The organism is Rhodococcus sp. BUPNP1 (assembly GCF_002215235.1).
In the GTDB taxonomy this organism is placed as follows: Bacteria; Actinomycetota; Actinomycetes; order Mycobacteriales; family Mycobacteriaceae; genus Rhodococcus.
In genome coordinates this window covers 1-14,567 of sequence record NZ_NERM01000037.1, presented here as the reverse complement: position 1 = coordinate 14,567, position 14,567 = coordinate 1, and the positions used below count along the sequence as shown (strand labels likewise).

The window sequence follows — 14,567 nt, the reverse complement described above, 5'->3', positions numbered from 1 at the left end:
GGCGCCCTCGGGGTTCGGTGGCCTCAGCTCAGCAGCGCGGACGCGAGCTGCCGGTAGCCCTCGCTCGGGAAGGTGAACGGATCCGCGGTGAGCACCTGGATGGCCACCTCGTCGGCACCGGCGGCGTAGTGCTTCTCGATGCCGGCGACGACGCTGTCGAGATCACCCCACGGGATGAGCACGTCCATCAAGGCGTCGCTGCCACCGTCGGCGAGGTCCTCGTCGGTGTACCCGAGACGACGCAGGTTGTTCGAGTAGTTCGGCAGCGCGAGATAACCGCGCATGTACTCGCGGGCGATGCCGCGCGCGACGGTCTCGTCGGTTTCGAGGACGACGGCCACCTCGGGCGCGAGCAACGGCTCCGAGCCGAGGGCCTCACGCGCGACCGCCGTGTGCTCGGGCGGAACGAAGTACGGATGGGCTCCTGCCGCGCGCTCGGCGGACAGCTTCAGCATGCGCGGGCCGAGCGCCGCGAGGACCCTGCGATCGGTGGGCACCGGCGTCGACGCCGCATCGAGACCGTCGAGGTACTCGACCATCCGGCTGTAGGGCTTGGTGTAGCTGGTGTTCTCCCGCGCGTCGACGACGGGAGCGTGACTCGTTCCGACTCCCAGCAGGAAACGACCGGGATACCGCGACTCCAGATCGGCGACCGCAGCGGCCGTGGTCTCCGGGTCGGCGTGCCAGATGCTGATGATGCCGCTCGCCAGTTCGAGCGTCGTCGTCGCCGCGAGCAGTTCCCCGTAGACGGAGGGGAAACCGTCCTGGAATCCGCCGGACGTCCACAACCGGGAGTACCCGAGCTCCTCCAGTTCGCGGGCAGCGCCGAGCGCCTGCTCGCGAACCTTCCGACCGAGCCAGAACGCGCCACCCCACACACTCACTCGTCGTGTCATGCGACCGACCCTAGTCGCGTTCCGACACTCGGTGCAGCCGCTTCGGCCCGTGGCCGGATCGGGACGGCTCCACCGGTCGGCTACAGTTCGCATTCGGGTTCAACAGACAGCCCGTCCATACGTGTGTTCGCAGACCGACAGGTCCGGGACCGCACCGCCGTCGGGATTCGTCGCCCGTAGGCGCGAATCGGGCACGGACCGGGAAGCTGGGGTGGATGTGATCGGTTTCGTGCGTTCCGCCGAAGTCGGAGCGACGGTGCAGCGATGAGGGATCCTTCGGTTCCCGAACCGCGTATCGAGCGCATCTCCTCGCGGCTGGCCGTGCAGAGCTGGTTCCAGTTGGCGTTCGCGCTCCTCGCGGTGTTCGCCGTCGTCGGTTCGATCGTGGGCGGGATCTTCATCCAGCGCACCGTGCAGATCACCGACGAGGTGACCGAGCGGATCCAGCCGGCGATGACGCAGGCCTTCAACTTGCAGACCGCTCTGCTCGATCAACAGACCGCGGTCCGCGGGTACGCGCTCACGACCGAACCCGTCTTCCTCGGGCCGTACCGTGCGGGTCAGGAGAACCAGCAGGTCGCGCTCGATCGTCTTCGCGTGCTCCTCGCCGGGCATCCGGATCTGCTCGCCGACATCGACACGATCGAGGCCGCCGCTGCGCAGTGGCGGACGCAGTACGCAGAGCCGATCATCGAGACCGTCGTTCCCGGGGAGCCGCGTCCCGTCGATCCGGCCCTGGCCGAGCAGGACCGGCTGGCCTTCGGTGAGATCCGGTCGATGTTCGCCCAGGAGAACAACGCTCTCTCCGATGTCCTGGCGGAGGACCTCGACGAACTCGCGGAGTCCCGCACCATCCGCAATTCGGTGTTGATCGCGATGGTGATCACGTTCATCCTCACCGGTCTCGCCACGGTGGTTCTCGTCCACAACCTCGTCGCCGTGCCGCTCGCAAGGCTTCGCCGGGCCAGCCGCCGGGTCGCGCTGGAGGAGAACTTCTACCAGCACATCTACCCCCAGGGACCGAAGGACATCCGGGCACTCGCCCTCGACGTCGAGACGATGCGCGGTCGTATCGCGGACGCGTTGGCGGACTCCCGGAAGCAGCAGACCCTGCTCGCGAAACAGACCGAGGATCTCGATTCCCAGGCCGAGGAACTCCGCCGCTCGAACACCGAACTCGAGCAGTTCGCCTACGTCGCATCGCACGACCTGCAGGAACCGCTGCGGAAGGTCGCGTCCTTCTGCCAGTTGCTCGAGAAGCGGTACGGCGACGTCCTCGATGATCGGGGACGGCAGTACGTGGAGTATGCCGTCGACGGCGCGAAGCGGATGCAGGTGCTGATCAGCGATCTGCTCGCCTTCTCCCGGGTCGGACGCGTCCACGACGCCTACGTCCGGGTCGACCTCGGCCGACCGCTCGAGAAGGCGTTGTTCAACCTCTCTGCCTCCATCGAGGAGTCACAGGCGCAGATCGAACGCCCCGACGACCTCCCCGAGCTCACCGGCGACCCCACTCTGCTGACGATGCTGTGGCAGAACCTGGTCGGCAACGCCATCAAGTTCCAACATCCCGATCGCACCCCGGTGATCAGGATCGAGTGCGAAAAAGTCGAGGACGAGTCGGACGGTCCGCAGTGGCACTTCTGCGTCACCGACAACGGCATCGGGATCGACAGCGAGTACGCCGAGAAGGTGTTCGTCATCTTCCAGCGGCTGCATCCTCGCGACGATTACCAGGGCACCGGTATCGGACTGGCGCTGTGCAAGAAAATCGTCGAGTATCACGCGGGAAGAATCTGGATCGACACCGAGTACGGCGATACTCATACCGAGGGCACTCGAATCTGCTTCACCCTCGGAACCGCATCACGCCCCGTCGAGCAGAAGCAGGGGACCACGGCCTGAGGAGCACGATCGTGACATATCCCCCTGCCCGACCGGTGGACGTCCTGTTGGTCGAGGACGATCCCGGCGACGAGCTGATGACTCGTGAAGCATTCGAGGACAACAAGATCGGCAACGCCCTCCACGTCGTCCGCGACGGGGCGGAAGCACTCGACTTCCTGTACCGCCGGGGCGACCACGAGGGTGCGCCGCGCCCGGATCTGATCCTGCTCGACCTGAACCTGCCGAAGTACGACGGCCGGCAGGTGCTGACGAAGATCAAGTCCGATCCGGAACTGTCCGACATCCCGATCGTGGTGCTCACGACCTCGTCGGCCGAGGAGGACATTCTCCGCAGCTACAAGCTGCACGCCAACGCGTACGTCACCAAGCCGGTCGATCTCGACCAGTTCATCGGTGCCGTGAAGCAGATCGACGAATTCTTCGTGCAGGTCGTGCGGCTACCGCGTCGCGGACGCTGACGAGAAGCTCCGCGGGGCGGCTCGGGCCGAACCGTCAGGACAGGATGCCGAAGATCGCGACCACGAAGATGATCACGATCACCGCGACGGCGAGCAGCGTGAGCCACCCGCTGATGGGGAACCGCTTCCTCGTGTCGGGTTCCGGGGCGGACAGCCCGGACGTCGTCCCCGAATCGGGGGGCGTCGATCCGGGCGCTACGCCACCGCCGGGTTCCAGATCCGGGGTACGTGCAGGGTCGGGATCCTGGTTTCCATGATGTTCGGGGTCCGACGTGGTCACCTGACCTCCTTCTGTGCGGCTGCGCTCCCGTAGAGCGGCCGCAGACGTGTGTCGCGGTGAATTCGGTTCTACGGCGACATACCTCTCCCCCGCACTCCGCAAACCCCGCACTCCGCAAACCTGCCTTCTGCGGCAGGCGACCTCTTCCGGTCCGGCGTTTGCCCGCTCCGAGCGCGGGTAGGCATCGAGGGACACGTGCCGGGTACGACCCGACATTCCTGCACCCGAGGAGCCGAGGAGCGACATGAAGGCAGTGACATGGCAGGGGCGCCGCAACGTGAGCGTCGATACGGTGCCCGATCCGACGATCCAGGAGGCCGGTGACGCCGTCATCCGCGTCACCACCACCAACATCTGCGGCTCCGACCTGCACCTGTACGAGGTGTTGGGAGCCTTCATGACTCCTGGCGACATCCTCGGTCACGAACCGATGGGCATCGTCGAGGAGGTCGGCTCCGGCGTCACGAAACTGAAGCCCGGCGACCGGGTGGTGATCCCCTTCCAGGTGTGTTGCGGCCAGTGCTTCATGTGTTCCCACGGCCTGCATTCGCAGTGCGAGACCACGCAGGTCCGTGAGGAGGGCACCGGTGCCGCGCTGTTCGGCTACTCGAAGCTCTACGGCAGCGTGCCCGGCGGGCAGGCCGAATACCTGCGCGTCCCCCATGCCGACGCCACCCACATCAAGGTCCCGGAAGGGCCGGCCGACGACCGTTTCGTCTACCTCTCCGACGTGTTGCCCACCGCGTGGCAGGCCGTCGAATACGCGGAGATCCCCGACGGTGGGAGTGTCACGGTGCTCGGCCTCGGCCCCATCGGTGAGATGGCCGCGCGCATCGCGGCGCACAAGGGTGCCCGCGTGATCGGCGTGGACATGGTCCCCGAGCGACTGGCCCGCGCGGCCTCCCGCGGCATCGAGGTCGTCGATCTGCGCGAGGTCGACAACAACCCCGGCGACATGATCCGTGACATGACGAACGGGCGCGGTACCGATTCGGTGATCGACGCCGTGGGTATGGAGGCGCACGGCTCACCCGTCGCGAAGCTCGCCCAGAGTGCCGCCGGTTTCCTGCCGTCGGCAATCGCCGAGCCGTTCATGGAGAAGGCCGGAGTGGACCGTCTCCACGCGCTGTACACCGCGATCGACGTCGTGCGGCGTGGTGGTGCGGTCTCGCTGAGCGGCGTGTACGGCGGGGCGGCAGATCCGATGCCGATGCTCACCCTGTTCGACAAGCAGATCCGTCTCCACATGGGTCAGGCCAACGTGTTGAACTGGGTCCCGGAGATCCTGCCGCTCCTGACCGACGAGGATCCGCTGGGGGTCGACGACTTCGCGACCCACCGCCTCCCGCTCGACGACGCACCGCACGCGTACGAGATCTTCCAGAAGAAGCAGGACGGCGCCATCAAAATCTGTCTGAAACCGTAGTGGACGCAGCCGAACCGGGCCCGGGAATCACCCCGGACCCGGTTCGTCGTAGCGGTTCACTTCTCGATCGCGGCCTGGCCGTTCGTCTCCGCGTCGATCACGGAGATCTTGCGGGGCTTCGCCTTCTCTGCGACCGGAATCGTCAGGCGCAGAACACCACCGCGATACTGTGCTTCGATCCGATCGGTGTCGAGAGTGTCACCGAGGAACAGCCGACGAGTGAAGACGCCTCGCGGCCTCTCGGTGGAGACGAATTCCTTGTCCCGGTCGACTTCCGGACGTTCCGCGCGCACGGTGAGCACGTTGCGTTCGACATCGAGGTCGATCGAGTCGGCGTCGACGCCCGGGAGATCGAACTCGGCGACGAAACGGTCGCCTTCTCGCCATGCATCGAGCGGCATCACCGCGGGCCGTGCCATGGTGCCGAGCACCTGCTGCGTGAAGCGATCGATATCGCGGAAGGGGTCGGTGCGCATCAACATCGGTCTGTCACCTCCGACTGTCCGGCCGTTCGTGACGGCCACACTCTGTTCGATTATCTGTGTCTGTAGACACAGATTTATTATGGCCATGTGATAAGGTTCGGTCAAGGCTGCGGGTGACCGCGGCGCGACCCGAGAACCCCGACTCCGGAGGAAACGATGACGCCAGATCCGTTACGCGCCCGGCGCGGGGTCTACGGCATCTCGGTGGCCGCCGAACTGTCGGGACTCGACCCGCAGACCCTGCGCCTGTACGAACGCCGAGGGCTGCTGAACCCCGAACGCACGGCAGGCGGAACGCGCCGCTACAGCGACAACGATCTCGAGATCGTCCAACGGATCGTCGAACTGGTGGGCTCCGGAATCAATATCGCCGGAATCGCCCGGATCCTCGAACTCGAGGCGAACAACGCGGCCCTCAGGGAGGACAACGACCGTCTGCGCTCCACTCTGGACAGCAGACCCCCTCCCCCGCCGCATACTTCCTAGACCTCCTCTACCTGCGCAAACAGCAGAAAGACCGGGCCGGTTCAGGAGAACCGGGCTAAGATTCAAGAACGCCTCAGAGGTGCGTAGGAGTGCGTCCGCCAAGTGACGCACCGATAGCAATAAGGGGTGACCTCAGTGCGCAATGCACAGCACGATTCACCGAATATCGGACAGGGACAGCAGGACACGGTATTCCGGCCTAATCACATCGCAGACGACACGATCCGCTGGCCCGATCCGAGCCCGCTGGACGGATGGTGGGCCCGCGTCATGGGCAAGTCGGTTCCCTGAGAGGAACCGGCACGATCCGACCATTCCACGACATCGATTCGCAGATACCGAGTTATTGATATCGAGGTGGACATGATGCCGCACCGCGACCCGCTCTCCGGTGGCCGGTGGGTCTTCCGTTGCGACCATTGCGATCACTGCTACCGCACTGCCGCACAGAGCAAGCTGCAGGCAGAGCTCTATGCCCAGATGAACGGCTGGGCCACCCATCCGACGACGTTGTGCCCCGGATGCGCAACACTGTTCACCGGCGAGTTCGCGCCGCTCGCGCACGCCGACGGTTGAGCCGATAGTTGTCGCAGTCGCCGGTCGGGAGGCGGGTGAGCATCTAGGCTCGCTTCATGACCGGCGACGCGACGCGTATCGATTCACCCGAGAAACTCTCGGCTGCTCTCGAGACCACGGGATATCTCGCCGACGACGGACTGGCGACCGTCGTCTTCCTTGCGATGCGTATGGGCCGGCCGCTCTTCTGCGAAGGCGAACCCGGAACCGGGAAGACTTCGCTCGCAGCGGCTCTCGCTCAGGCCCTGGATCTGCCGATGGTCCGGTTGCAGTGCCACGAGGGCATCGACGCCTCGCAAGCCCTCTACGACTGGGATTTTCCCCGGCAGTTGCTCCATCTGCGCTCGCTCGAAGCGGCGAGCGACGGTGTGCTCGATGCGGATACCGCCGAGCGTTCCCTCTACACGGAGCGTTATCTCCTCGTCCGCCCGTTGCTGCAGGCGCTCACCGACTCGCCGTGCGTGCTGCTCGTCGACGAGATAGACCGCGCCGACGACGAGTTCGAGGCCTTCCTGCTCCAGCTGCTCGACGAGAACGCGGTGACGATTCCCGAACTGGGCGAGATCCGCGCGGAGGTCCCACCGCTGGTGGTGCTCACCTCCAACCGGACCCGCGAGGTGCACGACGCGCTCAAGCGCCGCTGTCTGTACCACTGGGTGGAGCATCCCGATCTCGAACGCGAGGTCGCGATCCTGCAGCGGCGGTTGCCCGGTCTGGGGCGCCCCCTGGCCGAGCAGATCGCCCGTGCGGTGCGCTCGCTCCGCGAACAGGACCTCCTGAAGCCACCGGGGATCGCCGAATCCCTCGACTGGGCGCGCGCACTGGTCGCCCTCGACCGCGACGTCCTCGACGCGGCGACCGCTGCGGCGACACTCGGTGCCGTACTGAAGTACCGCGAGGACATCGACCGGGTCACCCGCGCCGGACTCGACCTCTCGAGCGCCGGATGACGACCGCCCCCGGTCCGGTCGTCGGGCTGGCCGGCTTCTGCCGCGCCCTCGCTGCCGCCGGTCTGCCCGTCGCCCTCGATGCCACCGCTACCTATCTCGATGCCCTCGCACACGTCGACGTCGGGGATCCCGTCCAGGTCTACTGGGCGGGCCGCGCCACGCTGTGCCGCACCCCGGACGACACGGCCCGCTACGACGCGACCTTCGTCCACTGGTTCGGCGACACCGTCCCCACCGGCTCGCGCACCCACGGGCAACGCACCCGCACCGCACGGATCGCCGCGCTGACCCGAGGCGAGGGCGCCGACGGCGACTCCGGCGACGACGCGCCACGACTGCAGGTCGCGGCGGACGACACCGACGTCCTCCGGCACCGCGACGTGGCCGAACTGACGACCGCCGAACGCGCCCACCTCGCCGAACTGCTCGCGCGGCTTGAGCCCCGTCCCCCGACGCGCCGGGGACTGCGGTCGAAGCCCTCCCGCCGCGGACCGGTGGATCCGCGGCACACCCTGCGCGACATGCTGGCGAGCGGAGGCGAACCCGTCCGGCCACGGCACCGTGCACGGGCGACGAGACCGCGCCGCGTGGTGCTGCTGATCGACGTGTCCGGCTCGATGACTCCCTACGCCGACGCGCTCCTGCGGTTCGCGCACGTCGTCACGCGTGCCGCACCGTCGTCCACCGAGGTGTTCTCCCTCGGCACGCGGCTGACCCGCCTGTCGCGGGCGCTGCGTGCCCGCGACCCGCAGATCGCGCTCGCCGGGGCCTCGCGTGCGGTTCCCGACTGGGCGGGTGGGACACGTCTCGGCGACACGCTCGGTGCGTTCCTGGACCGTTGGGGGCGAAGGGGTTTCGCGCGCGGCGCGGTGGTCGTGATCTTCTCCGACGGCTGGGAGCGCGGCGACGCCTCGCTACTCGGGGAACGCATGGCGCAGCTGCATCGCCTCGCGCACCGCGTGCTGTGGGTGAACCCGCACGCCGGCGGCGCCGGATACGAACCGATCCAGTCGGGTATCTCCGCGGCCCTGCCGCACATCGATCGTCTGCTCGCGGGACACAGCCTCGCGACACTGGAAGAGCTTCTCGAGGAGGTTCGGCGTGCGTGAAATTCTGGACGAGCTCGACCGGCGGTACCGGGACGGAGAGGCCGTCGCGGTGGGCACCGTGGTCTCGACCTTCCGTTCGGCGCCCCGGGGACCGGGTGCATCGATGCTGGTCGCGCAGGACGGCACCGTCACCGGCAGCGTCTCGGGTGGGTGCGTCGAAGGCGACGTCTACGAACTCGGCCGGTCCGTCATCGACAGCGGGCTGCCGGTGCTGCAGCGCTACGGGGTCTCCGACGACGACGCCTTCTCCGTCGGCTTGACCTGCGGCGGCATCATCGACGTCTTCGTCGAACGGATCGACGCCGCGTCCTTCCCCGCCTTCACCGACCTGCTCGGCTCCGTCCGCGCGGGCGAACCCGTCGCGCTCGCGACCGTCACCGCCCATCCCGACCCGGCGGTACGGGGACGACGGATGGTCGTGTGGCGCGACCGCGCCGACGGCCGGCTCGCCTCGTCCCGCATGCACGACGCCGTCGTCGACGACGCGCGCGGCCTGCTCGAGGTTGGACGCTCGGGCACCCTCCACTACGGCACCGACGGTGAGCGTCGCGGCGAGGGGATGTCGGTGTTCGTCAACGTCTTCCAGCCCCCACCGCGGCTGATCGTGTTCGGGGCGATCGACTTCGCGTCGGCGATGGCCCGGCTCGGCTCGTTCCTGGGTTACACGGTGACCGTGTGCGACGCGCGCGGAGTGTTCGCCACCGAGGCCCGCTTCCCCGGCGCCCACGAGGTGATCGTCGACTGGCCGCACCGCTATCTCGCGGCCGAGGCCGAAGCCGGACGCGTGGACGCCCGCACCGTCATCACGGTGCTCACCCACGACCCGAAGTTCGACGTCCCACTCCTCGAGGTCGCGCTACGGCTCGACGTGGCCTACGTGGGAGCTATGGGGTCGCGCCGCACGCACGACGACCGGATGGAGCGCCTGCGGGAGACGGGACTGACCGAGGAGGAACTGGCACGCCTGTCGTCGCCGATCGGTCTGGACCTCGGGGCCCGAACCCCGGAGGAGACCGCGGTGTCGATCGCCGCCGAGATCATCGCGCTGCGCTGGGGTGGAGGCGGCGGCCGCCTCGCGGAGACACGCGGACCGATCCACGCCCACGAGGAGCACATCGACGCTCAGAAGTACTGAGCACCACCGTCGATCGCGAAGCTCTGGGCGGTGACGAAGGCGGACTCGTCGGACGCGAGGAAGGCGACCATGTTCGCGATCTCGTCCGCCTCGGCCATGTACTTGTTCAGGAAGGGCATGGTCATGCCGCCGAGCCGGGGGTTGCTCTCGGCCGTCTGCGCGATGCGGTCGCGCATCGAACCGGATCCCATGGGCGTGTTCACCGCGCCCGGATGGATGCTGTTGACCCGGATGTCGTGCTGTCCGAGTTCGGCGGCGAAGGCCCGCGCCATCCCGACGAGGGCGTGCTTGCTGGTCGTGTAGTGCACCATGAACGGCTGCAGTTTCACACCGGCGAGCGAGCTGGTCACGACGATCGAACCGCCGCCGCGGGTGATGAGGTGCGGGGCGGCCGCGGTGATCGTGTTCCACACACCGGTGACGTTGATGTCGAGGGTGTCGCGGAAGCTCTCGGGGGTGATCTCGTCCCACGTCTGCGGGATGCAGATACCCGCGTTGGCGACCACGACGTCGAGCCCGCCGAACTGCGCGACACCCTCCTCGAGCACCGCATTCGTGCCGTCGAGATCGCGGACGTCGCACTGCACCAGATGCGCCTTCGCGCCCTCCGCCTCGACCAGCCGGCGTGTCTCGTCGAGGTCCTCGGGCGTGGGGGAATCGTAGGGGACGCCCGGCAGCGGACCGGCGAGATCGATACCGACGATCTGCGCGCCCTCCTGCGCGAGCCGGACCGCGTGGGCGCGGCCCTGACCGCGCGCGACTCCGGTGATGAAGGCGACCTTGTCCTCGAGGCGGCGGGTCATTCGGTTCCTCTCGTGACGGCTTCCGCCTCCGATCGCGAGCACGAAGGCGATTTCGGCGATTCGGGTCCTTTCTACGCGCGATATGCAGCAGAGTGTCAGTGATCTGTATCACTGCGCTACGCGAGGTACTTGGAGGATCGATGCGCATCACTGTCACCGTAGACGGAACGCAGTACACGGACGACGTGGAACCGCGACTGCTTCTCGTCCACTACCTCAGAGATCGGCTCGGGAAGGTGGGCACGGTGGTCGGCTGCGACACGAGCAACTGCGGCGCCTGCACCGTGTTGCTCGACGACCGCAGCGTCAAGTCGTGCTCGATGCTCGCGGTACAGGCCGACGGACACTCGGTCACCACCGTCGAAGGGCTCTCCGAGAACGGCAGCCTGCATCCGGTCCAGGAGGCGTTCCGCGAGAAGCACGCCCTGCAGTGCGGCTTCTGTACGCCCGGGATGATCATGGCGACCATCGACCTGCTCTCCGAGAACTCCGATCCGAGCGACGAGGACGTGCGGCACGGCCTCGAAGGAAATCTGTGCCGTTGCACGGGATACCAGAACATCGTGGCCGCTGCGCGTGACGCCGCCCAGCGACTGCGCGAGAACCCGGCCGCCACGCAGGAGGTATGACGATGACGAGCACCGTGGATCCCACCACCGACGAGGGAAACGGCGAATCCGAACTCGGCCGGGCACGCCGCCGCAAGGAGGACGAGCACCTCATCACCGGCCGCACACGCTGGACCGACAACATCGTGCTCCCCGGGATGCTGCACGCCGCGATCCTGCGCAGCCCGGTCGCGCACGCCCGCATCACCGGCCTCGACGTCTCCGAGGCCCGCGGCAAGCCGGGGGTCGTCGCCGTCTACACGGGTGCCGACCTCGCCGAGGAGCAGGGCAGCCTGCCGTGCGCGTGGCCGATCACCGAGGACATGAAGACCCCGAACGCCCCGGCCCTCGCAGTCGACACCGTGCGCTTCGCGGGTGAGGCCGTCGCAGTCGTGGTGGCCCGCAGCGCATACGAGGCCCACGACGCCCTCGATGCGATCGATGTGGACTACGAGGACCTGCCGGTCGTGCTCGATCTCGAGAGCGCGGCGCAGGACGGCGACCTCGTCCACCCCGATCTCGGCACCAACGTCAGCGCGACGTGGGTGTTCGACTCCGCCGAGGCGGGCAGCGGCGGCAACGTCGAGGACGCGATCCGCGACGCGGAAGTGGTCGTCGAACGGACCTTCCGTCAGCAGCGGCTCATCCCCGCCTTCATGGAACCGCGGTCGGTCGTCGTCGACCCCACCGCCTCGCAGATCACCATGTGGTCGGCGACGCAGGTCCCGCACGTGCTGAAGCTGATGCTCGCGATGACCCTCGGTCTCCCCGAGCACAAACTACGTGTCATCGCCCCCGACGTGGGCGGTGGTTTCGGTGGCAAACTGCAGGTCACGCCGGAGGAGGTGCTCACCCTCCTCATTGCGCGCCGCCTGCACAAGCCCGTCAAGTACACCGAGACGCGCAGCGAGTCGATGCTCGCCGCGCACCACGGCCGCGACCAGGTCCAGAAGCTGACCCTCGCCGCGCGCCGCGACGGCACCGTCACGGGCCTGAAGGTGGAACTGCTCGCCGACATGGGCGCCTACCTGCGTCTCGTCACCCCGGGTGTGCCGATCCTCGGCGCGTTCATGTTCAACGGCATCTACAAGTTCGACTCGTACCGGTTCGCGTGCACCAACGTGTTCACCAACAAGGTGCCCACCGATGCCTACCGCGGTGCCGGACGCCCCGAGGCCACCTTCGCGATCGAACGCATCATGGACGAGCTCGCCGTCGAACTGTCCATGGATCCCCTCGAGCTCCGCGAGAAGAACTGGATCAAGCACGAGGAGTTCCCGTTCGACACCGTCGCGGGTCTGACCTACGACTCGGGCAACTACGAGGCCGCGACCGCCAAGGCCCGAGAGTTGTTCGACTACCACGCATTACGACGCGAACAGGCCGAACGACGCGAGCGCAACGACCCGGTGCAACTCGGTCTCGGTGTCTCCACGTTCACGGAGATGTGCGGCCTGGCCCCGTCGCGGGTGCTCGGTTCGCTCTCCTACGGCGCCGGCGGCTGGGAGCACGCCGCGATCCGCATGCTCCCGACCGGCAAGGTCGAGGTCGTCACCGGTTCGTCCGCCCACGGTCAGGGCCACGAGACGGCGTGGAGCCAGATCGTCGCCGACCGGCTCGGAATTCCGTTCGAGGACATCGAGATCCTGCACGGCGACACGCAGAGCTCACCGCGCGGTCTCGACACCTACGGCTCCCGCTCGCTCGCGGTCGGTGGCATCGCGGTCGTGAAGGCCGCCGAGAAGGTGGTCGCCAAGGCCCGGCCGATCGCCGCGCACCTGCTCGAATGTTCCGAGGACGACCTGGATTTCGAGGGCGGACAGTTCCGTGTGAAGGGAACGTCGAAGTCCGTCGGGCTCACCGACGTCGCGCTCGCGGTGTTCGCCGCGCACGACCTGCCCGACGGTGTCGAACCGAACCTCGACTCCGAGGCGACCTACGATCCCGACAACTTCTCGTTCCCGCACGGCACACACCTGTGCGCGATCGAGGTCGACACCGAGACGGGACACGCGCGCATCCGCAAGTACGTGTGCGTCGACGACGTCGGCCACGTCGTGAACCCGCTCATCGTCGAGGGTCAGGTGCACGGCGGACTCGCCCAGGGCATCGCGCAGGCCTTGTACGAGGAAGCGGTGCACGACGAGTCGGGCACGTTGCTGAGTTCGTCGTTCGCCGAATATCTGCTGCCCACCGCAGTGGATCTGCCGCCCTTCGTCACCGATCGCACCGACACCCCGGCACCCGGTAATCCGCTGGGTGTCAAGGGTGTCGGCGAGGCAGGAACCATCGCCTCCACCCCGGCCGTCGTCAACGCCGTACTCGACGCGGTCCGTCCGTTCGGCGTCACCGACGTCGAGATGCCCTGTACACCGATGCGGATCTGGCACGCGCTCCGCGACGCCCGAGGAGGCACGAAATGATTCCGGCCCCGTTCGACTACGTCGCCCCGTCGAGCGTCGACGAAGCGGTCGCCGCGCTGACGGAGGCCGGTGAGGACGCGAAGGTCATCGCCGGCGGTCAGAGCCTCATGCCCGTCCTGCGCCTGCGGATGGCGGCACCGACGGTGCTCGTCGACCTCGGCAGGATCCCCGAACTGCGGGGCATCCGCGACGACGGCGACGCCCTGGTGATCGGCGCGACCACCACCCACCACGACGTGCTGCACGACCCGCTCGTCGCGGAGCACGCACGGCTGCTGGCCGAGGCGACGGCGACCGTCGCCGATCCTCAGATCCGGCACCGCGGCACGTTCGGCGGGTCGCTCGTGCACGCCGATCCGGCCGGGGATCTCGCGGCGCCGGCCGTGGCGCTCGAAGCGACCTTCACCGTGGCCGGTCCGTCCGGGCGTCGCACCATCGCGACGGACGACTTCTTCCAGGACTACTTCACGACCGCGGTCGAACCCGGAGAGATCCTCGTCGAGGTCCGGATTCCCAAGCACACGGGCTGGTCGGCGCGCTACGAGAAGTTCCATCGCGCGGCCCAGCAGTGGTCGATCGTCGGGGTCGCGGCGACCCTGCAGGCGTCCGGCGGCACCATCGAGCGGGCGAGGATCGCGCTCACGAACATGGCGGCCGTCCCGGTCCGGGCACGCGGCGTCGAGGAATCGCTGGTCGGCAAGCCCGCGACGGCAGAGACGATCCGCGAGGCCGCCGAGCTCGCCACCGACGGCACGGCTCCCATGACCGACGGGAATGCCGACGCCGAGTATCGGAGCCACCTCGCCCGGGTACTCACCCGACGAGCGGTCACCACTGCCTCCGGGGTCTAGGCGTTTCCACGCCGAACACCGAGATCCCGGACCACTTGTTCGGAAAGGACTCTCAATGATCCTGTCAAGCCGCCACCGCGGTAACCGGCACATTCGGTTGCCAGGTGCGGTTGTCGCGGAGCAGAGCGTAGAGAACGTCCACGCGCCGCCGAGCCAGGCAGATCGTGGCCTGG

At 67.7% G+C, this 14,567-nt stretch carries 15 protein-coding genes; 11 read left to right on the top strand and 4 right to left on the bottom strand.

The genetic code is table 11. From position 1 onward, the window contains the following. Positions 1 to 23 precede the first annotated feature (23 nt). Positions 24 to 896, bottom strand: coding sequence for an LLM class F420-dependent oxidoreductase (locus tag B9C99_RS23400; protein ID WP_202400343.1), 873 nt, complete (start codon positions 894 to 896; stop codon positions 24 to 26). 264 nt (positions 897 to 1,160) lie between these two features. Here B9C99_RS23400 and B9C99_RS23395 point away from each other — a divergent pair, with 264 nt between their 5' ends. Beyond that, on the top strand, positions 1,161 to 2,801 hold the full coding sequence (locus B9C99_RS23395; protein WP_088899515.1) for a CHASE3 domain-containing protein: 1,641 nt from the start codon (positions 1,161 to 1,163) through the stop codon (positions 2,799 to 2,801). A gap of 11 nt (positions 2,802 to 2,812) precedes the next feature. Beyond that, a complete protein-coding gene (locus tag B9C99_RS23390) occupies positions 2,813 to 3,262 on the top strand; it encodes a response regulator (protein ID WP_172415070.1) in 450 nt (149 codons plus the stop codon). 34 nt (positions 3,263 to 3,296) lie between these two features. On the opposite strand, the gene B9C99_RS23385 is transcribed toward B9C99_RS23390, so the two are convergent. Beyond that, positions 3,297 to 3,542 carry a DUF6480 family protein gene (locus tag B9C99_RS23385; RefSeq protein WP_024102438.1) on the bottom strand — a complete coding sequence of 82 codons (246 nt, stop codon included), beginning with the start codon at positions 3,540 to 3,542 and terminating at the stop codon, positions 3,297 to 3,299. Between the two features lie 244 nt (positions 3,543 to 3,786). Between B9C99_RS23385 and B9C99_RS23380 the strand changes: the two genes are divergently transcribed. Beyond that, positions 3,787 to 4,968 carry a zinc-dependent alcohol dehydrogenase gene (locus B9C99_RS23380; protein WP_016693267.1) on the top strand — a complete coding sequence of 394 codons (1,182 nt, stop codon included), beginning with the start codon at positions 3,787 to 3,789 and terminating at the stop codon, positions 4,966 to 4,968. Positions 4,969 to 5,024: 56 nt separating this feature from the next. Here B9C99_RS23380 and B9C99_RS23375 read toward each other — a convergent pair whose 3' ends face one another. After that, the gene (locus tag B9C99_RS23375; protein ID WP_016693268.1) at positions 5,025 to 5,450 is read right to left on the bottom strand and encodes an Hsp20 family protein; all 426 of its coding nucleotides are present in this window, start codon (positions 5,448 to 5,450) and stop codon (positions 5,025 to 5,027) included. Positions 5,451 to 5,609: 159 nt separating this feature from the next. Here B9C99_RS23375 and B9C99_RS23370 point away from each other — a divergent pair, with 159 nt between their 5' ends. From B9C99_RS23370 to B9C99_RS23350, 5 genes are all read left to right on the top strand, one after another. After that, positions 5,610 to 5,939, top strand: coding sequence for a helix-turn-helix transcriptional regulator (locus tag B9C99_RS23370; RefSeq protein ID WP_026061371.1), 330 nt, complete (start codon positions 5,610 to 5,612; stop codon positions 5,937 to 5,939). Positions 5,940 to 6,302: 363 nt separating this feature from the next. Further along, complete coding sequence (locus B9C99_RS23365; protein WP_037190626.1) at positions 6,303 to 6,515, top strand: hypothetical protein; 213 nt, start codon at positions 6,303 to 6,305, stop codon at positions 6,513 to 6,515. A 56-nt stretch (positions 6,516 to 6,571) separates the two neighbouring features. Continuing rightward, positions 6,572 to 7,465, top strand: coding sequence for a MoxR family ATPase (locus B9C99_RS23360; RefSeq protein WP_088899514.1), 894 nt, complete (start codon positions 6,572 to 6,574; stop codon positions 7,463 to 7,465). Beyond that, positions 7,462 to 8,574 carry a VWA domain-containing protein gene (locus B9C99_RS23355; protein ID WP_088899513.1) on the top strand — a complete coding sequence of 371 codons (1,113 nt, stop codon included), beginning with the start codon at positions 7,462 to 7,464 and terminating at the stop codon, positions 8,572 to 8,574. The genes B9C99_RS23360 and B9C99_RS23355 overlap by 4 nt, the downstream gene beginning before the upstream one ends. Next, on the top strand, positions 8,567 to 9,709 hold the full coding sequence (locus B9C99_RS23350) for an XdhC/CoxI family protein (RefSeq protein ID WP_088899512.1): 1,143 nt from the start codon (positions 8,567 to 8,569) through the stop codon (positions 9,707 to 9,709). The genes B9C99_RS23355 and B9C99_RS23350 overlap by 8 nt, the downstream gene beginning before the upstream one ends. On the opposite strand, the gene B9C99_RS23345 is transcribed toward B9C99_RS23350, so the two are convergent. Continuing rightward, positions 9,697 to 10,512: a mycofactocin-coupled SDR family oxidoreductase gene (locus B9C99_RS23345; protein ID WP_088899511.1), complete on the bottom strand. Its 816-nt coding sequence runs from the start codon at positions 10,510 to 10,512 to the stop codon at positions 9,697 to 9,699. The genes B9C99_RS23350 and B9C99_RS23345 overlap by 13 nt on opposite strands. Before the next feature lie 140 nt (positions 10,513 to 10,652). On the opposite strand from B9C99_RS23345, the gene B9C99_RS23340 reads away from it, so the two are divergent. Genes B9C99_RS23340 through B9C99_RS23330 form a run of 3 tightly spaced genes read left to right on the top strand, consistent with a single transcriptional unit; the run spans position 10,653 to position 14,394 of the window. Beyond that, entirely contained in the window at positions 10,653 to 11,141 is a 489-nt protein-coding gene (locus tag B9C99_RS23340) for a (2Fe-2S)-binding protein (protein ID WP_088899510.1), read from the top strand. Positions 11,142 to 11,143: 2 nt separating this feature from the next. Then, a complete protein-coding gene (locus B9C99_RS23335; protein WP_172415069.1) occupies positions 11,144 to 13,543 on the top strand; it encodes a xanthine dehydrogenase family protein molybdopterin-binding subunit in 2,400 nt (799 codons plus the stop codon). Then, complete coding sequence (locus B9C99_RS23330) at positions 13,540 to 14,394, top strand: xanthine dehydrogenase family protein subunit M (protein WP_088899508.1); 855 nt, start codon at positions 13,540 to 13,542, stop codon at positions 14,392 to 14,394. The genes B9C99_RS23335 and B9C99_RS23330 overlap by 4 nt, the downstream gene beginning before the upstream one ends. The last annotated feature ends 173 nt before the right edge of the window (positions 14,395 to 14,567 follow it).